Origin of the sequence: Nonomuraea sp. NPDC050540 (genome assembly GCF_044457485.1) — a bacterium.
GTDB lineage: Bacteria > Actinomycetota > Actinomycetes > Streptosporangiales > Streptosporangiaceae > Nonomuraea.
This window is the reverse complement of record NZ_JBITHA010000018.1, coordinates 196,046-219,402: the sequence shown is the minus strand read 5'-3', so window position 1 is coordinate 219,402 and position 23,357 is coordinate 196,046. Positions and strand designations below refer to the sequence as shown.

The window sequence follows — 23,357 nt, the reverse complement described above, 5'->3', positions numbered from 1 at the left end:
GTGACCGTGTGGAACACCGTCCCGGCCCTGCTCGACATGCTGCTCACCGCCGATCGGGGGGTTCTGGGATCACTGCGCCTGGCGATGGTGTCCGGTGACTGGGTTCCGCTCGACCTGTCCGCCCGGCTCGCCGCCGCGGCTCCGGACTGTGAGCTGATCGCCCTGGGCGGGGCGACCGAGGCGTCGATCTGGTCCAACTACTGTCCGGTCCCCGCCAAGGTGCCGCCGGAGTGGCTGTCGGTCCCCTATGGCAGGCCGCTGGCCAACCAGTGCTTCCGCGTCGTCGACTCCGCGGGCAAGGACTGTCCCGACTGGGTGGCGGGCGAACTGTGGATCGGCGGCGCGGGTGTCGCCAAGGGATATCGCGGCGATCCGGAGACGACCGGCGCGAAGTTCGTGGACGGCTGGTATCGGACCGGTGACCTGGGCCGCTACCGGCCCGACGGCACCCTGGAGTTCCTGGGCCGGCTCGACCACCAGGTCAAGATCCGCGGCCACCGGATCGAACTCGGCGAGATCGAAGCCGCCCTGCTCACCCACCCCCACGTCGACCGCGCGGTCGCCACCCAAGTGGATCGCCACCTGGCCGCCTTCGTCGTCCCGGCCGGCGACCTCGGCGACTTGCGCGACCGGCTCGCCGACCGTCTGCCCTCCTACGCCGTCCCCGCCACGATCACCCCGCTGGACGACCTCCCGCTCGGCGCGAACGGCAAGGTCGACCGCGCCGCCCTCGCCCGCCTGGCCCGCGAGCCCGACGGCCAGAGCGGCGACGCCCCACCCGCCGGGCCCACCGAGCAGGCCCTCGCCGCGATCTGGCGGTCCCTGCTCGACCTGACGGACGTGGGCAGGCACCAGAACTTCGTGACGCTCGGCGGCGACAGCGTCCTGGCCACCCGCCTGGCCGAGGAGATCAGGATCGAGTTCGGCGCCGACCTCCCGCTGCGGGAACTGTTCGCCGGGCCGACGATCGCCGAGCACGCCGCCCTGATCGACCACCGCGACGACTCAGCCTTCGAGGAGGGCTCGCTATGACTGCCGGTCAGCTCATCGCCGAACTGGCCCGGGAGGGCGTCCACCTGTGGGCGGAGTCGGGGCGGCTGCGCTTCCGCGCCCCCAAGGGCGTCCTCACCGAGGAACGGCGCGCCCTGCTGGCCGCCCACAAGGAGGCGCTGCTGGAGCAGTTGAGCCGCCCCGACCAGCCCGAGCTGCGCCCCGGCCCGGACACCCGCCACGAGCCGTTCCCGCTCACCGACGTCCAGGCCGCCTACCTGCTCGGCCGGGGCGCCGCCTACGACTACGGCGGCACCGCCTGCCAGGTCTACGCCGAACTCGCCCTCACCGGCCTGGACCCCGGCCGCGCCGAGGACGCCTGGAACCGGCTGATCGAGCGCCACGACATGCTGCGCGCCACCGTCCATCCGGAGGGCTACCAGGTCACCGCCCCCGACCGGCCCCGCTACCGCATCGAGACCACCGACCTCACCGGCCGCCCCGCCGCCGAGGCCGAGGCGCACCTGACGGCCGTCAGAGCCGCCATGGACAGCCGCGTCTACGATCCGGCGTCCTGGCCGCTGTTCGAGCTCCGGATCACCCGCACGGACGGACGCGACCTGCTGCACGTCTCCGTCGACTTCCTCATCGCCGACTACATGAGCATCCAGCTCCTGCTCACCGAACTGAACACCCTCTACCAGGACTCCGCGGCGCACCTGCCGCCCCTGGAGATCACCTTCCGCGACTACGTGGCCGCCACCCGGGGCGAACGCGACGGCCCCGCCTACGAACGCGACCGCGCCTACTGGGAGGACCGCCTCCGCACCCTGCCCGGCGCGCCGGAACTGCCCCTGCGCGAGGACCAGAGCGCCCAGGACCGCGGCACGTTCACCCGCCACCGGGCCAGGTTCACGCCCGGACAGTGGCAGGCGTTGCGCGAGCGCTCCGCCGCGCACGCCATCACCCCCTCCACCGCCGTGATGGCAGCCTTCGCCGAGGTCGTCGGCCGCTGGAGCCGCCAGCCCGCCTTCTGCCTCAACCTCACCCTCCTCAACCGCCGCCCCCTCCACCCGCAGGTCGACGCACTGGTCGGCGACTTCACCACGGTCAGCCTCCTCGAGGTGAACGGCTGCGCGCACGCCACGTTCGCCGCCCGCGCCGCCGCGCTCCAGGACCGGCTGTGGCAGGACCTCGACCACCGGCTCCACTCCGGGGTGGAGGTGATGCGCGAGATCGCCCGCGTGAAGGGCCGCGACGCCGCGCTCATGCCGGTCGTCTTCACCAGCACCCTCGGGCTCGGCGAAGCCGGCGACGGCATGGGCGAAGTGGTGTACGGCAGGAGCCAGACGCCGCAGGTGTGGATCGACTGCCAGGCCCTCGTCGAGGACGGGACCCTGGAGGTCAGGGCCGACGTGCGCGACGGCGTGTTCCCGGCGGGCCTGGCCGAGGACCTGTTCGGGGCGCTGCGCGAGCTGCTGGCCGACCTGGCCGCCGGCGACGACGCGTGGGCGGCGGCCGCGCCCGTGGGGCTGCCGGCCGTACAGGCGCGGCGGCGGGCGGACGCCAACGCCACCGCGGCGCCGCGCCCCGGCGGGCTGCTGCACGAGCCGGTCGTCGCCCGCGCGTCCGCCACCCCCGGCGCACCCGCCGTCATCGCGGAAGACCGCACGCTGACATACGGCGAACTGCTCGCCCGAGCCACTGCCGTGGCCGAGAACCTCACCCGAGGCACCGCCGTCGCGGAAACCCTGGCCACCACCGTGGCGGAAACCCCGCCCACCGCCGTGGCGGAACCCCTCGCCCGAGGCGGCGCGCCGGTGGCGATTCTCATGGACAAAGGCTGGGAACAGGTGGCCGCCGTGCTCGGCACCCTGCTGGCCGGAGCCGCCTACCTGCCGGTCGACACCGGTCAGCCGCCCGCCAGGCGCGCGCGCATCCTGGCCGACGCCGGCGTGGACACCGTCCTGACCCAGTCGTGGATCGGCGAGCGCCCGGACGGCGTGCGCTGCCTCGACGTGGACACGCTGCCGCCCGCCACCACTCCCGTGCCGCGAAGCGCCGCGCGGCCGGGTGACCTGGCCTACGTCATCTACACCTCGGGCTCCACCGGCGACCCCAAGGGCGTGATGATCTCCCACGAGGCCGCGCTCAACACCGTCGCCGACATCAACCGGCGCTTCTCGGTGACCCCGGCCGACCGCGTCCTCGGCCTGGCGGCGCTGGGGTTCGACCTGTCCGTCTACGACGTCTTCGGCGTCCTGGCCGCGGGCGGCACGCTGGTGCTGCCCGGCGCGGCGGGCAGGGGCGACCCGGCCCGCTGGGCCCGGCTGGTCGCCGAGCACGGCGTCACCCTCTGGAACTCCGTGCCCGCCCAGCTCCAGATGCTGGAGCACTACCTGGCCGCTCAGCCCGAGCCCGGCCTGCCGACGCTGCGGCTGGCCCTGCTGAGCGGCGACTGGATCCCGGTCACGCTGCCCCCGGCCATCCGCGCCCGCCTGCCCCGGCTCGACCTGGTCAGCCTGGGCGGCGCCACCGAGGCGTCGATCTGGTCGATCTTCCATCCGATCGGCGAGCCCGAGCCCGGCTGGACGAGCGTCCCGTACGGCAAGCCGCTGGCCAACCAGACCTTCCACGTGCTGGACCACGCCCTGCGCCCGTGCCCCGACTGGGTGGCGGGAGAGCTGTACATCGGCGGCGCGGGCGTCGCACTCGGCTACCTCGGCGACCCCGGCAAGACCGCCCGGCGCTTCGTGAGCCACCCCGCGACCGGAGAACGCCTCTACCGCACCGGCGACCTCGGCCGCTACCGCGAGGACGGGCTGATCGAGTTCCTGGGCCGCGAGGACCGGCAGGTCAAGATCCGCGGCCACCGGATCGAACCGGCCGAGGTCGAGGCCGCCGTCCAGGACCATTCCGCGGTCGCCGCCGCGCACGTGCTGGTGGACGGCGACGGCATGGAGCGCCGCCTGGCCGCCTTCGCCGAGCCGGCCCGCCGTACCCCGGAGGACATGGACGGGGCGGCGGAGGAGCTGCGCACGGCCGGATCGCGCGCGGGCGACCCGCACACCGCGCACATCGCCCGCGAGGAACTGACCGAGTTCATCGCCCGCCTGGACCGGGCCGCGGTCGTCGGCATCGTGCGCGCCCTCGCCACCCGCGGCCTGTTCCGGCAGGCGGGGGACACCGCCACGACCGAGCAGGTCGTCGACGCCCTGGAGGCCGCGCCCCGCCACCACCGGCTGGTGCGCCGCTGGCTGCGCGTGCTGGAACACGAGGGTTACCTCGAACGCGGCCCGGCCGATCTGCGCACGGCCGTCCGCACGGCCGCTCCCGAGGACCTGGACGCCGCCTGGCGCGCGGTCGGCGAGCTGCAACGCGAGGACAGCTACCCGGCCGAGCTGATCGCCTACTTCAGGACCAGCACCGCCCACCTGCCCGAACTGGTCAGGGACGATATGGACCCGCTGCCGCTGCTGTTCCCCGAGGGCCGCCTGGAGATCTCCGAGGCCGCCTACCGGGAGAACATCATCAGCCGCTACGTCAACCACGCCGCCGTCGAGATCCTGTGCCGCATCGCCGCCGGGCACCCCGGCCGCCTGCGCGTGCTGGAGGCGGGGGCGGGCGTCGGCGGCACCAGCGCGCGGACGATCCCGGCCCTGGCCGGGCACGACGTCGACTACCTGTTCACCGACGTCTCGCCCTTCTTCCTCACCGAGGCCCGCGCCCGCTTCGGCGAGCTGCCCTGGGTGCGCTACGGCCTGTTCGACATCAACGAGGACTTCCGCGCGCAGGGCTACGCGCCCAACGACTTCGACGTCATCCTCTGCGCCAACGTGCTGCACAACTCCCGCCACGCCGGCCGCGTGCTGGAGCGGCTGGTACGCATGCTGCGCCCCGGCGGCTGGCTGGTCTTCATCGAGACCACCCGGGACAGCTACCAGATCATGACCTCGATGGAGTTCATGATGCCGGACAAGGATCCCCGCACATGGGACTACGAGGACCTGCGCCAGGGACTCGACCAGACGTTCCTCGGCCGGGACCAGTGGCTCGGCCTGCTGCGGGAGGCGGGCGCCGGCGCGACCGTCTGCCTGCCCGGCCCCGGCGACGTGACCGGCGCGCTCGGCCAGAACGTCTTCGCCGCCCGGTTCAAGACCGACCGGCGGCCCCTGGACGTCGCGGGCCTGGCCGGGCACCTGGCCAGGCGGCTGCCCGGCTACATGATCCCGGCCCACCTGCAGATCGTCGACGAACTGCCGCTGACCGCCAACGGCAAGGTGGACACCACCACGCTCCGCTCATGGCTGCCACGCGCCGCCGCGAACCGCGCCTCGGCCGGCGGGCCGCCCCGCGACGCCCTCGAACGCGCGCTCGCCGGCGTGTGGGCCGAGGTGCTCGGCATGGGCACAGGGGACACGGTCAACCGCGACGACGACTTCTTCGACCTCGGCGGCGACTCGCTGGTGGTCGCCAAGCTGGCCGCCACGCTGCGCGAGCGCGTACCGGAGGCGGCCGAGGCGCACTGGGACGACCTGGTCCGCCGCATCCTGCACCAGCCCACCGTGGCCGCGCTCGCCGACGGGCTGCGCCGCGGCGCGGGCGAGGAGGACGGCGCCCGCGCCGAGAGCACGCCGCTGATCCCGCTCGGCGGCGGCCCGCCCGGCGACGGACCGCTGCGCGTGCTCGTCCACGAGGGCAGCGGCACCCTCACCCCCTACCGCGCGCTGTCCCGGCTGCTGACCGCCAAGGGCGGGCCGCTCGCCGGACTCGCGATCACCGACGTCGACGCCTACCTGGCCGAGGAACCACGCGGCCTGATCGCCCGCCGCGCCGCCCGCTACGCCCGCACCCTCCTGGAGACCGGCGCGCCCTCCTTCCACGTGGTCGGCTACTGCATGGGCGGCCTGCTGGCCACCGAGGTCGCCAGGAACCTGACCGAGGCCGGCGCCGACGTCAGCGCCCTCACCGTGGTCAGCAGCTACACGCTGCCCCGGACCATCGAGGACGACCTCGTGGCCGAATACGTCTTCGCCAAGGTCATGGGCGTGGACCCGGCGGCGGCCGGTTATCCCGCCGACGAGGAGCTCATGGCGAAGGTCTTCGCCGCCCTGCTGCGCGAGGACCCCGGCCGCGTGCCCGCCGGCTCGGTCACCGCGCTGACCGGCGAACTCGCCCCCGCCGCCGAGGCCTTCCGCGCCCAGGCCGCCCGCCCGCAGGCGGAACGGCTGGCCGCGATCGGCCACGCCGCCACCTCCGGGACCGCCGGCCCCGACGTCGAGCGGCACGTCGCCACCTCCTTCCAGGTGGTACGGCACAGCCTCCTGGCCGTCGCCGCCCACGAGCCGGAGCCGTACGCGGGCGACATCGCCTTCCTGCGCCAGCGCGGCGGCACGAGCTTCCTGCCGTGGCTGCGCGACGACATGACCGGCTTCTGGCGGGAGCTGTGCCTGGGCGAGCTGACCGTCACCGACGTCCCCGGCGACCACTTCACCTGCCTGCGCCCGCCCCACGTGGACGAGGTCGCCGCCGTGCTGGAGGAGTCATGACCATCGGCGTGACCGGATGCTACGGCGCCGTCGGCCGCGCGCTGACCCGCCGGCTGCCCGGCCCGCTGCGGCTCGGCGGCCGGGACCCCGCCCGGGTGCGCGCCCAGGCCGGGCCGGACGACGAGCCCGTCATCCTGGACCTGGACGACGCCGCCGCGCCGGCCCGGTTCTGCGCCGGGTGCGAGGTGGTCGTCAACTGCGCCGGGCCGTCCTCGATCGTTCTCGACACCGTGGCCAAGGCCGCGCTGGCCGCGGGCGCGCACTACGTCGACGTCGCGGGCGACCGGCTCGACCGCGCCCTCCTCACGGACCTGGCCCTGCGGGCACCGGGCGGGCCGCGCGGCGCGGTGCTGGCGGCGGGCATGATGCCGGGCCTGTCCGCGCTGCTGCCCCGGGCGATGGCGGGGCCCGCGCCGCACCGCCTCGTCGCCCATGTCGGCGGCCTCGACCGCTTCACGAAGGCCGCCGCCCTCGACTACATCGCCTCCCTGACCGGCGAGTACGCCACCCCGCAGGCCGCCTGGCGCGGCCACCGGCAGGTACGCGGCGCGCTGCGCCCGCTCGACGGGGTGCGCCTGCCGCACTTCCCCGGCCGGGTCGGCGCCTACCCCTACCTCAGCCGCGAGAGCGCCCGCCTGGCCCGTGAGCTCGGGCTGGCCGAGGTCGAGTGGTGGGGCGTCTTCGACGGCGAACGCGCCCCGCGCGCCCTGGCCGGGGCCGCGGACAGAGACCCCGCGCAGGCGGCGCGGGACCTGGAACTGGCCGCCCGGCTGGACGCGGTGGGGCGGGAGCCGTACTTCCAGCTCGTCTTCGCCCTCGACGGCAGGACGCTGATCGCGCGCGCCGCCGACAGCTACGAGCTGACCGCCGCGGTGGCCGCGAGCGCCGTCCGGGCGCTCGCGGCGGGACGGGTGCCGCCGGGCGCGCACGAGGCCGCCTGGGTGCTCGACCCGGAGCGCGTGCTGGGCGAGCTGCGCGCGGACCCGGCCGTGCGGGTCACCTCCAGCGTCGAGGAAGCCGTCGTCGAGGAGGGGGTCCTGTGAACGGACGGCCGCGCGTGCTGGTCTGCGGGACCGGTTTCGGCCGGATCCACCTGGCCGCGATCGCCGCGCCCGGCTCCGGGTTCCGGCTCGCGGGCATCCTCGCCAAGGGCGGCGAACGCTCCCGCGCCTGCGCGAGAGAGGCACGGGTGCCGCTCTGGACCCGCGTGGAGGACGTGCCGGACGGCGTCGACCTGGCCTGCGTCGTGCTGCTCGGCGCGGTGAACGGCGGCCCGGCCAGTGAGGTCGCCGCCGAGCTGACGGCCCGCGGCGTGCATGTGCTGCAAGAAGGGCCGCTGCTGCGCGACGAACTGGCCGGGCTGCTGCGCGCCGCCCGCGAGCACCACACCGTGTACCAGGTCAACAGCCACTACGTGCACCTGCCGCCGGTGCGGCGCTTCATCGCCGCCGCCCGCGCGCTGCGCCCGCTCTACGTCGAGGCGGCGTGCGGCGTGCAGGTCTCCTACCACCTGTTCGACATCCTGGGCCGGGCGCTCGGCGGGCTGCGTCCTTACGAGCTGCCCGCGCCCACCGGCTCCGGTCCCTTCCGCACGATCGAGGGCACCCTCGCCGGGACGCCGTTCACGCTGCGCGTGCAGAACCAGCTCCACCCCGCCGACCCCGACAACCACGCCCACCTGCTGCACCGGATCACCGTCGGCGCGGACGGCGGCACGCTCACGCTGGCCGGCACCCACGGCCCCGTCCTGTGGTCGCCGCGGCCGCACCTGCCGGAGGAGGCCAGGAAGACCACCAGATTCGCCGACGCCGCCGCCCCCGCCCTCGACCTGCCCGCCACCACCATCATCGGCCCAGCTCAGACGCCCAGCTACCGCGAGATCCTGGCGGTCCACTGGCCCGCGGCGGCCCACCGCGCGATCAGCGGTCTGTGGAAAGCCGCCGGTGACAGGATCGATCCGCTGCGCGAGGGGCAGTACTACCTGTCGGTCAGCGGGATCTGGCAGGCGATGGCCGCCTCCCTCGGATTCCCCGAGCGGCTGTCGGGGCCGCCGCCCCGCCCGATGCCCGCCGCCGAGCTGATCGCGGCCGCCCGTACCGAACTGGAGGACTCACCGGCATGACCACGACGACCACCCGGCAGCGCGAGCAGTGGCTGCGGCCCCTGCGCGTCCAGGAGGTGCCCAGGCTGCGCCTGGTCTGCTTCCCGCACGCCGGCGGCGCCGCCGGGTTCTTCCGCACCTGGGCCGCGCGCCTTCCCGAAGGCGTCGAGCTGTACGGCGTGCAGTACCCCGGCCGCCAGGACCGCCTGCGCGAACCCCACGCCGCGAGCGTGGACGAGCTGGCCGGACCGGTCGCGGCCGCTCTGGCCCCGATGAGCGAGGTGCCGCTGGCCCTGTTCGGCCACAGCATGGGCGCCGCCGTCGCGCACGAGACCGCCCGCCGCCTGGAGAGCCTGCTCGGCGGCCCGATCGCGGGCCTGGTCGTCTCAGGCCGACCCGCGCCGCACCTGGCCCGCCCGGCGCAGGTGCACCTCGGCGGCGAGCGGGCCCTGCTGGAGGACCTGCGCAGGCTCGGCGGCACCAGCGACGAGGTCCTCGACGACCCGGCGCTGCGCGAGCTGATCCTGCCCACGCTCGAAGCCGACTACCGGCTGATCGAGACCTACCGGCCGCACGGGACGACGCCGATCGCGACCCCGATCTGCGCCGCCGTCGGCGCGGCCGACCCCGAGGCGGACCACGACGAGGCCGCCGCCTGGAAGGGCTGCACCACCGGCCCGTTCCGGCTCAGGGACTTCCCCGGCGGCCACTTCTACCTCGTCCCCCACGAGAGCGAGCTGGTCGAGCAGGTGCTGCAGTTCTGTGGCCTGCCCGGCAGCTGGCCCTCGACCCCGTAACCGAAGCAGAGGAGACACCGGGCATGAGCGTCGAGAAGGAACTGCGAGAGCTCGAGGAGCAGGGCTGGGCGGCCATCTCGGTCGGCAACGGCGACTTCTACCGCGAGCTGGTCACCGAGCGCACGATCTGCGTCGAGCCCGACGGCCCGCAGACCGGCGCGGAGCTGGCCGCCGACATCGAGGCCAACAAGGCCCCCTTCGACGACTACACGCTGGAGGACGTCAAGGTGCTGGAGTTCGGCGGCGACGCGGCGCTGATCACCTACCGCGCCACCGTCCGGCTCAAGGAGGCCGGGTTCGCCTTCCAGCTCTACATGACCAGCGTCTACGAGCGCGGCGGCAACGCCTGGAAGCTCGCCTTCCACCAGCAGACGCCGGTGAAGCAGGACGGCTGACGGTCACCCACATCGAGGAGATGAGCGGCATGAACGGAGGGGGAGTCGAGGTCGAGGGCCTGCGCAAGGTCTTCGGCGGCAAGACGGCCGTGGACGAGGTGTCCTTCACCGTCGAGCCGGGCGCGGTGGTGGGCCTGCTGGGCCCCAACGGCGCCGGCAAGACCACGGTGATCAACTGCCTGAGCACGCTGCTGCCGCTCGACGGCGGAAGAGCGTCGGTCGCCGGGCACGACGTGGCGGGCGACCCGTCGGGCGTACGCGCGTCCATCGCGCTGACCGGCCAGTTCGCCGCGGTCGACGACGTGCTGACCGGACGGCAGAACCTCGTGCTGTTCGGCAGGCTGCTCAAGCTCGGCAAGGCGGCGGCCGTGGCCCGCGCCGGGGAACTGCTGACCGGGTTCGGCCTGGCGGAGGCCGCCGACCAGCCCGTCACGTCCTATTCCGGCGGCATGCGCCGCCGCCTTGACCTGGCCGCCAGCCTGGTGGTCAGCCGTCCGGTGATCTTCCTGGACGAGCCCACCACGGGGCTGGACCCCGTGGGCCGCCAGGAGATGTGGGACGTGGTCGCCTCGCTGCGCGACAAGGGCGTCACGCTGCTGCTGACCACCCAGTACCTGGAAGAGGCCGACCGCCTGGCCGACCGGCTCGTGCTCATCGACCGCGGCGAGGTGATCGCGGAGGGCACGCCCGGCGAGCTCAAGAAGCAGGTCGGCGGGCAGGTCTGCGAAGTACGCGCCGAACCGCCCGAGGACGCCCTGCGCGCGCTGCGCGGCACCGTGGAGAACGTCGAGGAGTCCGGCGGCCTGGTCATCGTCCGCGACGCCGACGGCGGCACGCTCGCCGAGGTCGTCGCGGCCCTGCGCGAGCGGGGCGTCGAGGCCGACGACATCCGGCTGCGCCGTCCCACGCTCGACGAGGCGTTCATCGCGCTCACCGGGCACCCGCGCGAGGAGGCCGTGTCATGACGGCCAGGAGCGAGGCCGGGCTCGCCAACCTGTTCGGGCAGGGACTCCTGCTGGCCGGGCGCAACATCCGGCTCAACTCGGCCGCCGACACCGTGAGCACGATGGTGATCTTCCCGATCATCTTCGTCTTCGGCTTCCTGGCCCTGTTCGGCAACCTGCTGCGGGTACGCGGCATCGACTACGCCCAGTTCCTGCCACCGGCGATCGTCGTGCAGTGGATGTTCTCCGTGGCGATCACCGCGGCCTTCTTCGCCTCCTCCGACCGCCGCAGCGGCATGCTGGCCCGCTACCGCGCGCTCGCCATCAACCGGGGCGCCGTGGTGGTGGGCCGGATGGCCGCCGACGGCGTACGGGCGCTGCTGGCCATCGCGGTGATCGTCGCGACCGGGTACGTGGCCGGGTTCCGCTTCCAGGCCGGCCCCCTGGCCGCGCTGGGCTTCGTCGCCCTGTCCGTGGCCTTCGCGCTGACGATCTCGGCGGGCACCGGCGCGCTCGGGCTCGCCTCCCGCGACCCGGAGTCGGTCTCCTCGACCCTGCACGTCATCTACCTGCCGCTGCTGATGGTCTCCTCGGCGTTCGTGCCCGCCGACGCCTTCCCCGGCTGGATCGAGCCGGTGGTACGCCACCAGCCGGTCACCGCGGTGCTGGACGCGCTGCGCGCGCTGGCCGAGGGCGGGCCGACGGCCGGGCCCGTGGTCAAGGCGCTGGCGTGGCTGGCCGGGCTGCTGGCGGTCTTCTCGGCGGCGGCCGTCCGGGCCTTCAGGAGGGCGACATGAGCACCCTTGCCGAGACCGGCCTGCTCGCCGGTCGCACCCTGCGCCGCTTCGTCAGGAGCCCGCGCCTCGTCGCGGACTCGGTGATGTTCCCGGTGATCCTGCTGTTCCTCATGCTGCTGGTCTTCGGCGAACTCGTCGGCCAGGCCTCCCGCGGCCCGTACATCGACCGGCTCGCCCCGGTCATCGTGCTGTTCAGCGCCGCGTACGGGGCGGTCGGCACCGGCGTGGGCTTCTTCGCCGACCTGCGTGGCGGCATCACCGACCGGTTCAGGGCCATGGACATCGGCCGCCTGCCGGTGCTGGCCGGGCGCATCGCCGCCGACCTGGCCAGGGCCGTGCTCGTGGGCGCGTTCACCACGGCCGTCGCGTACGCCGCCGGGTTCCGGTTCAGCCAGGGGCCGGTGGCGGTGCTCGCCTTCTTCGCGGTGGTGGCGCTGTTCGCCTGGATCTTCCTGTGGCTGGCCGTCGTCGTGGCGCTGTCGGCCTCCAGCGAGCAGGCGGTCAGCGGGGCGCTCAACACGCCGGTGACGCTGCTGCTGTTCCTGTCGTCGGGGTTCGTGCCGGCCGAGCAGTTTCCCGGCTGGCTGCAGCCGGTGGTGCGGGCCAATCCGCTGTCGGTGGCCGGTGACGCGCTTGTCGGCCTTTCGAGCGGCGGTCCCGTATTGGTGCCCGTGCTTTTCACCGCGGCATGGGCGGTGGCGGCGACCGCCATATTGGCGCCGCTCGCCGTCCGCCTTTACCGCTGAATTATCGCTGCTGGAATTCGAGGAGGCGGTATTCGATGTGCCCTTTTTCCGCTGCGCATTTCGCGGCGCGCAGCGTCGCGGCCCGCCGGCCGTTTTCCGCGGCCAGCGCGCGCACCCGGTTCTCGTCGCCCAGGTCGGTGAAGCCGAGCAGCAGTCGGCCGCCCGGCTCCAGGTGCGCCGCGGCGTCGCGGAAGTAGGCGGCGTGCGCGGCGTAGCCGGGATCGAAGAACGCGCGCTCCAGGGCGTCGGCGGGCTCACCCTCGACGAAGTTGGAGTTCCAGTAGATGAGATCGAACCGGTCTTCACTGGTCAGCGGCTCGAACAGGTCGCCCTGGGCGGTGTGGACGATCTCGTCGACGCCGTGCCGTACCGCGTTGAGGCGGGTGTTGTCCACGGCCGCCGCGCTGAGGTCCAGCGCCGTCACCGAGGCGCAGCCGCGCAGCGCGGCCAGCACCGAGATGTAGCCGGTGCCGCTGCCGACCTCGCAGAACGAGCCGTGCAGGGGATAGGGCAGCCATTCGGCGTAAAGGGCCGACGACTGGGACAGGTGCGGGGCGTAGACGCCCGGCAGGAGGTCCCATTCGAGGCCGAGCAGCTCGAAAGTCCGCGGAGTGGTTATTTCGCGATGGCGGGTGATGAGTTTCGCTGCGGCTTCTTGCATGAATGCGATTATAGGCAATAGTGTTTCAACTGACCAGAGAATGGCAGATGCAGAAAATGCTCACCGAAAAAGCAGTGGATCCGTTGCGGGAGTTCGCCCGCTGGGAGATGCCCGGTTTCGCCGTGCTGGCCACGGCCGACCACCACGGCCGGCCCTCCGCCCGCTGGGTGGACGTGGCCTACGTCGACCACGGCTTCGTGTACTTCACCAACCACGCCAGCCGCAAGGCCGCCGACGTCGCGGTCAACCCCATGGCCGCCCTGTGCTTCGCTCTGCTGGAGAAGGGCCGCCAGGTCCGCGTCGAGGGCCTGGTCGCGCGGCTGGGCGAGGTCGAGTCCGACGCCCACTTCGCCACCCTGCCCCGCACCCTGCAGCTGCTGGCCTGGAGCAGTGACCAGCGGAGCGAGATCGGCGACCGGCGGGCCGTGCGCGCCCGCTTCGACGACCACCGCGCCCGCTTCACCGGCCAGGAGGTCCCGCGCCCCGTCCACTGGGGCGGCTACCGGCTCACGCCGCGGGAGATGGAGTTCTGGCAGCGCAGGGCCGACGAGATCCAGGACCGCGTCCGCTACCGCCACGCCTCCGGCGGCTGGCACGCGACGCGGCTGGCCCCCTGAGGAGGACCGCATGATCCCCGGATGCGTACCGTGGCCGGAGGAGAGCGCCCGCCGCTACCGCGAACTCGGCCTGTGGAGCGGCCGGACCCTCGGCTCCCTGCTCCACGCCCACGACGAGCGCACCGCGCTCGTCACCGCCACCGGCGAGCGCCGCACCTACCGCGACCTCGCCGGCCGCGCCGCCCGCCTGGCCACCGGCCTGCACCATCTCGGTGTACGGCCCGGCGAACGCGTCATCGTGCACCTGCCCAACTCCCCGGAGCTCATCGACACCCTGTTCGCCCTGTTCACGCTGGGCGCCGCTCCCGTACTCGCGCTGCCCCCGCACCGCCACGACGAGATCGGCCACCTCGCCGCGCGGACCGAACCGGCCGCCTACGTCATCCCCGACCACCACCAGGGCTTCGACCACCGCGAACTGGCCCGCCGGATCCACGGCCCCCGCCAGGTGATCGTGGCCGGGCAGCCGGAGGAGTTCACCCCCCTGGACGCCCTCTACACCGAACCCGCCGACCTCGAGCCGCCCGGCCCCGGCGACGTCGCGCTCTTCCTGCTGTCCGGCGGCACGACCGGCCGTGCCAAGCTCATCCCGCGCACCCACGACGACTACCTGTGCAACCTCCGGCTCAGCGCCGCCAACGCCCGGCTGACCCCCGACGACGTCTACCTGGCCGCGCTGCCCGTCGCGCACAACTACGCGCTCGGCTGCCCCGGCGTGCTCGGCACCCTGCACGCGGGCGGCTCCGTCGCCCTCACCCCGACCCCCGGCCCCGACGACGCCTTCCCGATCATCGAGCGCGAACGCGTCACCGTCACCGGGCTCGTGCCCTCGCTCGGGCTGCTGTGGGCCGAGGCCGCCGCGTGGACCCCGCACCGCCTGGACAGCCTGCGCCTGGTGCAACTCGGTGGCGCCGCGGCCGGCCCCGGACTGGTGGCCGACGTCGAGGCGCGGCTCGGCCGGGTGCAGCAGTCGTTCGGCATGGCCGAGGGGCTGCTCAGCCAGAGCCCGCCGGACGACGGGCCCGACCTGCGGGCCGGCGCCCAGGGAAGGCCGCTGTCGGAGCATGACGAGATCCGCGTCGTGGACGAGTCGGGCGCCGAGGTGCCCGCCGGTCAGGCCGGTGAGCTGCTGGTGCGCGGGCCGTACACGATCAGGGGCTATTTCCGCGCGGACGATCACAACGCGCGGGCCTTCACCCCCGACGGGTTCTTCCGCACCGGCGACCTCGCCCGCGTCACCCCGAGCGGCCACCTCGTCGTCTGCGGCCGGGTCAAGGACGTGATCAACCGCGGCGGCGACAAGGTGCCCGCCGACGAGGTCGAGGAGCACCTGCTGGCCCACCCGCACGTGCGCGCCGCCGCCGTGATCGCCGTGCCCGACCACTACCTGGGCGAACGCACCTGCGCCTACATCGTCGCCGGGGACGAACCGCCCACACTCCCCGCCATCGGCGCGTTCATGCGCGAGCGCGGCGCGGCCGCCTACAAAATCCCCGACCGGATGGTCGTCGTGCCCGGCCTGCCGCTCACCCCCGTCGGCAAGGTGGACAAGGCCCGGCTGCGGGACGAGGCGCCGTGATCGCCGCCCAGCAACCCGACTGGGACGACCCCGCGCTGCTCGGCCGGGTCGTCGAAACCCTGCACGGCCTGCCGCCGCTGGTCGGCGCGCACGAGTGTGACCGGCTCACCGCCGCCGTCGCCCGCGCGGGCGACGGCCGCGGCTTCGTCCTCCAGGGCGGCGACTGCGCCGAGCGCTTCCGCGAGTCCGGCCCGTCCGACGTGCGCGCGAAACTCGCCCAGCTGTACGGCCTGGCCGCCACGATCACCGCGAGCACCGGCGCCCCCACGCTCCCGCTGGGCCGCCTGGCCGGCCAGTACGGCAAACCCCGCTCCGCCCCCCACGAGATCACCGCCGACGGCACCCTCGTTCACTCCTACCGGGGCGACGCCGTCAACAGCCCCGCCGGAGACCCGGGTGCCCGCCGCCCCGACCCCGGACGCCTGCTGCGCGCCCACCGATGCGCCCGCTCGGTCCTGCGCGTGGTGCGCGAGTCCTGGCCCGGCCGCCCGCCGCTCGAACGGGCCTACGTCTCCCACGAGGCGCTGCTGCTCGACTACGAGCGCCCGCTGGTACGCGACGGCTACGCCGCCTCCGCCCACTCGGTGTGGATCGGCGAGCGCACCCGCCGGCCCGACGGCCCGCACGTCGCCTTCGCCCGGTCCGTCCGCAACACCGTCGGCGTCAAGCTCGGTCCCGCCACGACCCCGGCCCAGGCCGCCCGCCTCAGCCGCCTGCTCAACCCCGGCGCCCTGCCCGGCAGGCTGCTGTTCATCGTCCGCCTGGGCAGCACCCGGGTGCGCAGCCTCCTGCCGGAGATCGTGGGTGAGGTCGGCAGGCGGGGTATGCCGGTCGTGTGGCTGTGCGACCCGATGCACGGCAACACGGTCCGCATGGGAGCCGGGCCCAAGACCCGGCCCATGGAGGCGATCCTGGAGGAGGTCACGGCATTCGTCAGCGTCCTGCGCTCCCGCCACCGCCATCCGGCCGGGCTGCACCTGGAGATGACGCCCGACGACGTCACCGAGTGCATCGCCACGCCCGCGCCGTGCGCGCGGGCGCCACGCCTGCCGCGCTACCGCACGGCCTGCGACCCCCGCCTCAACGCCGCCCAGGCGGCCGAGGTCGTCGAACGGTTCGCCGGACTGCTCTGAAACGGAGGAAACCCACCGTGCCCCTGACCGCCAAGGCCTTCGACTTCTACAAGCGGCTGGAAGCCGACAACACCAAGGAGTTCTGGCACGCCCACAAGGACGTCTACGAGCGGGCCGTACGCGAGCCGCTGGAGGAGATGCTGAAAGGGCTGGAGGACGAGTTCGGGCCCGCCAAGCTGTTCAGACCCCAGCGCGACACCCGCTTCAGCACCGACAAGTCGCCCTACAAGACCAGCCAGGGCGTCACCGTGGCCGCCGAGGGCCACGCCGGCTACTACCTCATGCTCGGCGCCGACGGCATCCACGTCGGCGGCGGCTTCCACGCCTTCGACACCGACGACACCCGCCGCTACCGCGAGGCCGTGGACGGCGAAGCGGGCGAGGAACTGCGCACGATCGTCGAGCGGCTGGAGAAGAAGGGCTTCTCGCTCGTGGGGGAGCGGGTCAAGACGCGGCCACGCGGCTACTCCGCCGACCATCCGCGCATCGACCTGCTGCGCTACAAGTCGCTGGGGGCCGAGAAACGCCTGCCCAAGTCGAGGACGACCGGCGGACAGGCGCTCGGCGCGGTCCGCGACGCCTGGCGCGACCTGCGACCGCTGCTGGAGTGGCTGACCGGCCCCCGCGCCTCTTCCCAGACACGGGGGACCGGGGCGCGTCAGTGCCGGTAGACGTTCGGCGGAACCGGGTTGTCCTGCAGGGGACGCTTGTTGCCGTGCTCGTCCCACAGCTCGCGGACGCCGGCGATGTGGCGCGGGGTGGCGGAGCCGGGCTGCCGGAAGACGATCCAGGTGACCGGCTTGTCGTACTCCGGCGTGGTGAGCGAGCCGGTGTAGCGGTAGAAGGCCCTGCTGCCGGGGGCCGGCAGCAGGGCCGCGAGGTTCACCCCGTGGACCCGCTTGGTGGCGCCGACCGTGGAAGGCGGCTCGCGCAGGAGGGCGTCGTGCTCCGACCAGTCGTCGCGCCGGGCGTTCACCAGCACCGACAGGACCAGGTAGCCCTGGGCGGGTCCGGCGAGCTCGTGGACCAGATGGGCTTCCAGGGGCGCGAAGCCCCGACCGGCGAACTTGTGCTCGGCCGGGCCGTGGTAGTGCACGTTCAGCAGGGTGTAGGTCCTGCCGCCGAAGACCACGCGGGAGGCTGAGCCGTCCGGGAGGAAGCGGATGTCGTCGTGTTCGCTCGGGGCGCCGCCCAGCGGTTCCCTGTCCTGAAGGGTGACGGTGCCGTCGACGGCCGGGGCGTAGGAGACGGTGAGGCGGGGGTGGGCGGCCGGGCAGGCGGACGCCGCGTCGATCTCGACGGGGCTGTCGACGGCGGCGTCGGTGCCGGTGCCGGGGCAGGCGGGGGATCGTGCCTGGGCCGAGGTGGCTAAGAGCGCGGGGATCACGAGGGTGATCGCGGCCATTAATCGGGCGATGCGCATGTGCGACCTTTCCATGGTTTTCTCCGTCAGAGGTGACGTTGCCACCAGTCAAGGATGGCGTCGAATCGGGCAATTCGCCGACTGGGCAGGCCAGAACGGGACATCTCATGTCCTTCATCGGGAAACAGCAGCATCTCCGTTTCAACGCCGCGCAGCTTCAGCGCCACGAACAGGCGCTGCGCCTGCTCCACCGGTGCCCGCCAGTCGTGTTCTGAGTGGATGATCAGCATGGGGAGGGTGATCAGGCCGGCGTGGGTCAGCGGGCTCTGGCCGGCCCAGGTGGACGGCTCGCCGTACAGGTCGAAGGGGAAGGCCCAGCCGATGTCGCTGCTGCCGTGGAAGCTGTCGATCGCGTTGAGCGCCCGCTCGCTGACCGCCGCGCGGAAACGCCCGCCGTGGTGCGCGGCCAGCCAGGTGGTCATGAAGCCGCCGTGCGAACCGCCGAGCACGCCCGCCCGGGAGGCGTCCAGGCCGCCGGTCGCCAGCGCCGCGTCGAACAACGCCAGCAGATCGACGGCCGAGCGCCGCCCGACATCACCCACGATGTACGCGCCATGGGCTCGCCCGTAGCCGGAGGAACCACGGGGATTGCCCATCACCACCGCGTACCCGGCCGAGGCGTACACCTGCGCCTCGTCGAAGACCCGCCAGCCGTACTGCGCGAAAGGCCCGCCATGGATCATCAGCAGGACAGGATGCGGCCCCTCACCCTCCGGCCGCACGATCCACCCGTGCACCGGATACCCGTCCGGCGCGGTCGCGTCGACCTCCTCGATCGGCAGCACCTCCAGCCCCGCCCCGAACTCCGTCAGCCGCACCTCCACCCCGTCCCGCACCGCCACCAGCTCCGCCGGGCTGCTCGCGTCGCACACCACCGCCACCGTCGTCCCGCCCGCGTGGCCCACCCCCCGCACCTCCCGCGGCCCCCCGACCACGACCCCCGGCTCCCCGCCGCCATAGGGCACGAGCAGCAGCTCGACCGCGCCCCTGTTCTCGACCGCGCACAGCACCCCGTCCTTCGCGGGTACGGCCAGCCGCTCGTTGCCGATCGACGGCATGTTGTGCAGCTCGGCATCGGTCAGCCTGCGCGGCGGCGCGGACCCGTCCACCGGCACCGACCACACCCCGGTCTGCCGAGCGACCAGCCTGCGCCCTTCCTCGCCCGGATCCGCGCCCACGAACACCAGCCCGCCGTCCGGTCCGAAACCCGGCTGCGTGGCCGTGAGATCCGTCCGGGTCACCCGCCGAAGGCCGGTGCCGTCCGGGGCGCACACCCACACGTCGCTGAAGAAGTCCTCGCCACGGCCGGGATGGCGGGCCGCGCTGAAGGCCAGCAGATCCCCGGCGGGGCTCCAGGCGACCCCACGATGATCGAACTCGCCCTCCGTCACCTGCACGGGCGGCTCGTCCCCGAAGGGATCGACCACGAAGACCTGCGCGTACCTGTCGTCCGTGAACCCGGCCCCGTCCCACCGATAGCGCAGAGCCGTGATCCGCCGCGGCCCACGCTTGCCCTCTTCGGCCCCCTCCTCCGTGCCTCTCGCGCCCGTGCCCCGAGCTTCTTGGGCCTGACCTTCTTGGGCCTGAGCTTCTTTGACCTGAGCCACGAAGGCCAGCCGAGACGAGTCCGGGCTCCAGGCCGGTTCCGCGGCGCCGGACGGCTGCTCGGTGACCCGCCACGACTCCCCACCCGCGACCGGCATCACATGGACCTGAGGCTTGACCCCCGGCCCCGAACGCAAGAACGCCAGCCACACCCCGTCCGGCGAGTAGACCGGCGCACTGTCCAGCGGCCCATGGGTGAGCCGCCGGGCCCGCTCGGACCCGTCGGTGGGAACGACCCAGAGCCCGCCCCGGTAGGCGTCCGCCTCCAGATCGGGACGGGTGACCGCGACCACCGCATGGCGCCCGTCAGGCGAGACGGCCGGCGTACCGAGAACCTGCACCAGGGAAATATCCGAAGGTTTCATGACCGACTCCTTACCCTCGACCACGGCCCGGATGACCTTGTTCCCACCCCTCCGGGCCTCGCCGTTAATGGCACAGAGAGGTCCGTCACCCGTGATAGTGTTTTCCACGCAAGGCCGCACGGAACGAGCTTCCAGCAGGGCCTTGGCGGGACGTAGCGCAGCTTGGTAGCGCACTTGACTGGGGGTCAAGGGGTCGCAGGTTCAAATCCTGTCGTCCCGACCAGATGGTCGGATGGGGGCTTTGGCTTACTTCGGTGAGCCAGGGCCCTTGATCGTTTCTGAGGGGTCGCGGTAAAGCTACCCTCATCAGCCTCTTCTGGTAACAGACACACCACCGCTGCCCGCCGTACCGTCATGAGCATGGGCAAGGATGAGAAACCCGTGTGCGGTACGTGTCTCGGCGCCGGCGGGGAGTGGATGGAGCTCAACGGTACGCGGGACCGGGAACGCACCTGGGTCCCGTGTACGCACTGCCAGGGCACCGGCAGAGCGTGACCGACCCCATCGAGTGTCCTGAGTGCGGGGGCCGGAAGGGTCAGCGCGTCGGCGGCCTGTTTCTGGGCTGTCAGTTCTGTGGTGGGCTGGGCTGGGTCGGGGGGGACAATGAGCCGGCCGAGCGGGGGGCCGATCGTCCGGCTCCTCCCTTGCCGCCGGCCTGGCAGCATCGGGTGTGGCAGGACCCCTTCGTGTCCGCCGCGTTTCCCTGCCGGCTGTGTTTCGGGTCGGGGAGTCTCACCCATGTGGACGCGCGGCAGGGGACGATGATCACCATCGCCTGCGCGTGCGTCGAGGAGGTAAATGGGATGTGACGCGGCGCACGTACCTCTATGGTCGGGTTCGTGACCAAGCTCAACCAGATCCTCGCCGTGGAGAAGGGCGTGAAGTCCGACGTCCAGCGCAAGGTGACCGACGCCTACCACCAGATCCAGAAGACGCCGCTGCTGTCCGGCATCTCCCGCACCTACCAGCCGATCGACGACGAGGGCGAGCAACTGCCGCCGGAGTCCACGCGCGTGCAGGTGCAGGCCGACGCGGTGCTGAAGGGTGTCGGCGCCACGCTGACCAGGCTGTTCGACGTCACCGCGACCAAGGACTGGGCGAACTGCCAGGCCACGGCCAGTGTCAAGGTGGACGGCGCCGTGCTGCTGGAGGACGTGCCGGTCACTTACCTGCTGTTCCTGGAGAAGCAGCTGACGGACGTGCACACCTTCATCTCCAAGCTGCCGACCCTCGACCCGGCCGAGACCTGGAGCCAGGACGAGCACACCGAGGCGTGGCGGACCGAGCCGGTCAAGACGACCCGGACCAAGAAGGTGCCGCGCAACCATGTGCTGGCCGAGGCCACGGACAAGCACCCGGCCCAGGTGCAGGTGTTCACCGAGGACATCGTGGTCGGGTACTGGACGAAGGTCGCCTTCTCCGGCGCGCTGCCGCAGCGTCGTGTCAACGAACTGCTGGCGCGCGTGCAGAAGCTGCAGGACGCCGTCAAGTTCGCCCGCGAGGAAGCCAACGGCACCGACATCGTCGACCGGAAGATCGGCGAGAAGGTGTTCTCCTACCTGCTCGGGTAGGACCCATCGACCCCCTCGCCCTCGTGCGAGGGTGCGCCAGGAGCGCAAGCTGAGGCTGAGGCTGAAGCTGACCAAACGGCCACAGTGGAGGTTCGACACCTTCCCGGGGCACTACGCGTCCCGGTAGCCCAAGCGGTAGAGGCAGCCGATCACGTTCAGATTCTCGCTCCAGATTCAGCATTGCCGTCGAGCGCCAGATCGACCGAGGTGGACTGTGATGGTTGAGGTGCCGGTTCGAATCCGGCCCGCGGCTCTTCGTGCCGCGGTGGCTCAATGGCAGAGCACACGTCGTCAGGACTGATCCATCCTCTTAAAAGCAGCTGGCGCCGCACATGGCGGCAACATCTAAGGCCCCCCGGCTTGGGTAGTCCGGGGGGCCGCTGGCGTTCGGGGGATGGAGGGAGTACGCTGTTTCACATCCATACCATACGGTATAGTATGTTCCTGGAGGTTGTCATGGAGCCGTGGTCGCGTCGCCTGTTCTACACCGGTGCGACGCTGATCGGATTGGTCGGCGTGGCGCACCTGCTGATGTTCCATTCGCCGCTCACCGGGCCGCTTCCGGCGGGGGAGCAGGCCGTCGCCGATCTGGCGGCGGTCACCGCGAGTCCGATGTTCGAGAACGGGCGGCAGGTCACGGTGCGGGACTTCAACGACGGGACCAGCGCCGAGATGGGGATGCTGGCGGTGATGTTCGCGGTCGCGGTGGTCGTCGCCGTCCGTGAGGCGCCGGGGCTGCTGCGGCGCTGGTCGCCTTTCAGCCTGGCGTGCACCGCGGTTTCGGGATTCTCGGTGTGGCTGAGCGTCGCGTACTTCCCCGAGCCGATCATCGTGTTCACCGTGATGTCCGCGGTGTGTTTCGGGCTCGTTCTCGCGGCGCCGTTCCGTCCGGCGGCGCTCAGATCGGCCTCGTATAGGTGACCTGCGGGAACGGCGTGAATCCGAACGACTCGTAGAGGGCGCGTGCCGGTGCGTGGAAGTCGTCGCCGCCGGTGCCGATCGAGATCATCTCCACTGCCCCGGTGGCCTTGATCTGGTCCAGGGCGTGTTCGAGCAGCGCCCGGCCGAGCCCTAGCCGCCGGTGCTCCGGGTGGACCGCCAGGATGTCGATCTCGCCGTGACGTTCGGATTCCTGGACGGCCCAGCCGGCGAAGCCGGCCACCTGGCCGCCGGCCAGGGCGACGGCGGCGAACTTCCCGTTGGCCGGGTCATGCACACCGGCCAGGTGGCGCCGGTAGTCACCCTTCCAGTCACCGTGCCGGTTGGCGAAGACGGTTTCGCCGACCACCGGCCGGAAGGAGTCCAGATAGAACGGCCCGAACACCGTGCAGGCCAGATCTACCAGGGCCGGAAGGTCGGCGGGCTCGACGGGGCGAATATCCATGGGGAAAGCTTCCTTTCGATAGCATACTAAACGGTATTGTCTGGGGGCGTCCTAGCCGGCGGTGAGTGCGAGGGCCGCGTCGAGCAGTGCGGACGTGAGCGCGGGGAGCCCGTCCGGGGCGCCGTCCAGCAGGAACAGCCAGGCGAAGACGGGTCCGACCACCAGGGCGTTGAGGATGGCCGGGTCGGGCCGCCTGGCGAGCTCGCCGCGCAGCGCCGCGCGGTCGAGGATCTCCTCGAAGGTCTGCCGCTGGGCGCCGACGTACCTGGTGACGAACCGCTGGTGGAGTTCGGGGTCGGCCTGGATGTCGGCCAGCAGGCCGGGGACCGTCCCGGGTGGGGCCGAGGCGAAGCTGTCCGCGCTCTCGGCCAGCACGGCCGCCAGGTCGGCGCGCAGCGAACCGCGGTCGGACGGCACCGGCAGGAACTCGCCCTCCACGAGGACATCGAAGATCATTTCTTGTTTGCTGGCGAACCGCCGGTAGATCGCCGCCTTCCCCGCCCCGGAACGCGTGGCCACCTCGCCCATCGTGAGCCGTGCGTATCCGGCCTCGGACAGCACCTCCCGTACGGCGGCGGCGATGGCGTCGTCGACGCGGCTGTCGCGGGGCCGGCCCCCGCGACCGCGGACTTGCTTTCGATCGGTCATGGTTGCATGATACGGGACTAGGAGTTACGGAACTCGTAGTTACGGAACTTGG

General features: G+C 72.6%; 20 protein-coding genes and 1 tRNA gene. 16 read left to right on the top strand and 5 right to left on the bottom strand.

All coding sequences use genetic code 11. From position 1 onward, the window contains the following. The 9 genes from ACIBI5_RS43680 to ACIBI5_RS43640 all read left to right on the top strand — a co-directional run. Positions 1–1,032, top strand: a 1,032-nt coding sequence (locus ACIBI5_RS43680; protein ID WP_397256105.1) for an AMP-binding protein, incomplete at its 5' end; no start/stop codon positions are given. Continuing rightward, entirely contained in the window at positions 1,029–6,539 is a 5,511-nt protein-coding gene (locus tag ACIBI5_RS43675) for an amino acid adenylation domain-containing protein (RefSeq protein ID WP_397256103.1), read from the top strand. The genes ACIBI5_RS43680 and ACIBI5_RS43675, both read left to right, overlap by 4 nt. After that, positions 6,536–7,582 carry a saccharopine dehydrogenase NADP-binding domain-containing protein gene (locus ACIBI5_RS43670; protein WP_397256101.1) on the top strand — a complete coding sequence of 349 codons (1,047 nt, stop codon included), beginning with the start codon at positions 6,536–6,538 and terminating at the stop codon, positions 7,580–7,582. Before ACIBI5_RS43675 ends, ACIBI5_RS43670 begins: the two co-directional genes overlap by 4 nt. Next, on the top strand, positions 7,579–8,661 hold the full coding sequence (locus ACIBI5_RS43665; RefSeq protein ID WP_397256099.1) for a Gfo/Idh/MocA family oxidoreductase: 1,083 nt from the start codon (positions 7,579–7,581) through the stop codon (positions 8,659–8,661). The genes ACIBI5_RS43670 and ACIBI5_RS43665 overlap by 4 nt, the downstream gene beginning before the upstream one ends. After that, entirely contained in the window at positions 8,658–9,437 is a 780-nt protein-coding gene (locus tag ACIBI5_RS43660) for a thioesterase II family protein (RefSeq protein WP_397256098.1), read from the top strand. The genes ACIBI5_RS43665 and ACIBI5_RS43660 overlap by 4 nt, the downstream gene beginning before the upstream one ends. A 23-nt stretch (positions 9,438–9,460) precedes the next feature. Next, on the top strand, positions 9,461–9,832 hold the full coding sequence (locus ACIBI5_RS43655) for a nuclear transport factor 2 family protein (RefSeq protein WP_397256096.1): 372 nt from the start codon (positions 9,461–9,463) through the stop codon (positions 9,830–9,832). A gap of 29 nt (positions 9,833–9,861) precedes the next feature. Further along, positions 9,862–10,797, top strand: a complete 936-nt coding sequence (locus ACIBI5_RS43650) for an ATP-binding cassette domain-containing protein (RefSeq protein ID WP_397256095.1) — start codon at positions 9,862–9,864, stop codon at positions 10,795–10,797. After that, the gene (locus ACIBI5_RS43645; RefSeq protein WP_397256093.1) at positions 10,794–11,573 is read left to right on the top strand and encodes an ABC transporter permease; all 780 of its coding nucleotides are present in this window, start codon (positions 10,794–10,796) and stop codon (positions 11,571–11,573) included. The genes ACIBI5_RS43650 and ACIBI5_RS43645 overlap by 4 nt, the downstream gene beginning before the upstream one ends. Next, positions 11,570–12,319, top strand: coding sequence for an ABC transporter permease (locus tag ACIBI5_RS43640; RefSeq protein ID WP_397256091.1), 750 nt, complete (start codon positions 11,570–11,572; stop codon positions 12,317–12,319). Before ACIBI5_RS43645 ends, ACIBI5_RS43640 begins: the two co-directional genes overlap by 4 nt. 1 nt (position 12,320) lies before the next feature. Here ACIBI5_RS43640 and ACIBI5_RS43635 read toward each other — a convergent pair whose 3' ends face one another. After that, positions 12,321–12,980 carry a methyltransferase gene (locus tag ACIBI5_RS43635; RefSeq protein WP_397256090.1) on the bottom strand — a complete coding sequence of 220 codons (660 nt, stop codon included), beginning with the start codon at positions 12,978–12,980 and terminating at the stop codon, positions 12,321–12,323. A gap of 47 nt (positions 12,981–13,027) precedes the next feature. Between ACIBI5_RS43635 and ACIBI5_RS43630 the strand changes: the two genes are divergently transcribed. Genes ACIBI5_RS43630 through ACIBI5_RS43615 form a run of 4 tightly spaced genes read left to right on the top strand, consistent with a single transcriptional unit; the run spans position 13,028 to position 16,980 of the window. Beyond that, the gene (locus tag ACIBI5_RS43630; protein ID WP_397256088.1) at positions 13,028–13,597 is read left to right on the top strand and encodes a pyridoxal 5'-phosphate synthase; all 570 of its coding nucleotides are present in this window, start codon (positions 13,028–13,030) and stop codon (positions 13,595–13,597) included. Between the two features lie 10 nt (positions 13,598–13,607). After that, entirely contained in the window at positions 13,608–15,176 is a 1,569-nt protein-coding gene (locus ACIBI5_RS43625) for a (2,3-dihydroxybenzoyl)adenylate synthase (RefSeq protein WP_397256087.1), read from the top strand. After that, positions 15,173–16,309 carry a 3-deoxy-7-phosphoheptulonate synthase gene (locus ACIBI5_RS43620; protein WP_397256085.1) on the top strand — a complete coding sequence of 379 codons (1,137 nt, stop codon included), beginning with the start codon at positions 15,173–15,175 and terminating at the stop codon, positions 16,307–16,309. The genes ACIBI5_RS43625 and ACIBI5_RS43620 overlap by 4 nt, the downstream gene beginning before the upstream one ends. Positions 16,310–16,326: 17 nt before the next feature. Beyond that, complete coding sequence (locus ACIBI5_RS43615) at positions 16,327–16,980, top strand: DUF2461 domain-containing protein (protein ID WP_397256083.1); 654 nt, start codon at positions 16,327–16,329, stop codon at positions 16,978–16,980. On the opposite strand, the gene ACIBI5_RS43610 is transcribed toward ACIBI5_RS43615, so the two are convergent. Next, a complete protein-coding gene (locus ACIBI5_RS43610; RefSeq protein WP_397256082.1) occupies positions 16,968–17,747 on the bottom strand; it encodes a carbonic anhydrase family protein in 780 nt (259 codons plus the stop codon). The two genes, ACIBI5_RS43615 and ACIBI5_RS43610, sit on opposite strands and share 13 nt — an antisense overlap. Before the next feature lie 11 nt (positions 17,748–17,758). Next, the gene (locus tag ACIBI5_RS43605) at positions 17,759–19,702 is read right to left on the bottom strand and encodes a S9 family peptidase (RefSeq protein ID WP_397256080.1); all 1,944 of its coding nucleotides are present in this window, start codon (positions 19,700–19,702) and stop codon (positions 17,759–17,761) included. 146 nt (positions 19,703–19,848) lie between these two features. On the opposite strand from ACIBI5_RS43605, the gene ACIBI5_RS43600 reads away from it, so the two are divergent. The 3 genes from ACIBI5_RS43600 (at position 19,849) to ACIBI5_RS43590 (ending at position 22,194) form a co-directional block, all read left to right on the top strand. Beyond that, positions 19,849–19,925: transfer RNA gene (locus ACIBI5_RS43600), tRNA-Pro, on the top strand. A 616-nt stretch (positions 19,926–20,541) separates the two neighbouring features. Continuing rightward, positions 20,542–21,273 (top strand): hypothetical protein, encoded by a 732-nt coding sequence (locus ACIBI5_RS43595; RefSeq protein WP_397256078.1) that lies wholly within the window; start codon positions 20,542–20,544, stop codon positions 21,271–21,273. Between the two features lie 438 nt (positions 21,274–21,711). Continuing rightward, positions 21,712–22,194, top strand: coding sequence for a hypothetical protein (locus tag ACIBI5_RS43590; RefSeq protein WP_397256077.1), 483 nt, complete (start codon positions 21,712–21,714; stop codon positions 22,192–22,194). On the opposite strand, the gene ACIBI5_RS43585 is transcribed toward ACIBI5_RS43590, so the two are convergent. Both ACIBI5_RS43585 and ACIBI5_RS43580 read right to left on the bottom strand, forming a co-directional pair. Then, the gene (locus ACIBI5_RS43585) at positions 22,172–22,657 is read right to left on the bottom strand and encodes a GNAT family N-acetyltransferase (RefSeq protein ID WP_397256075.1); all 486 of its coding nucleotides are present in this window, start codon (positions 22,655–22,657) and stop codon (positions 22,172–22,174) included. The two genes, ACIBI5_RS43590 and ACIBI5_RS43585, sit on opposite strands and share 23 nt — an antisense overlap. Before the next feature lie 51 nt (positions 22,658–22,708). Next, positions 22,709–23,305 (bottom strand): TetR/AcrR family transcriptional regulator, encoded by a 597-nt coding sequence (locus ACIBI5_RS43580; protein ID WP_397256073.1) that lies wholly within the window; start codon positions 23,303–23,305, stop codon positions 22,709–22,711. Between the last annotated feature and the right edge of the window lie 52 nt (positions 23,306–23,357).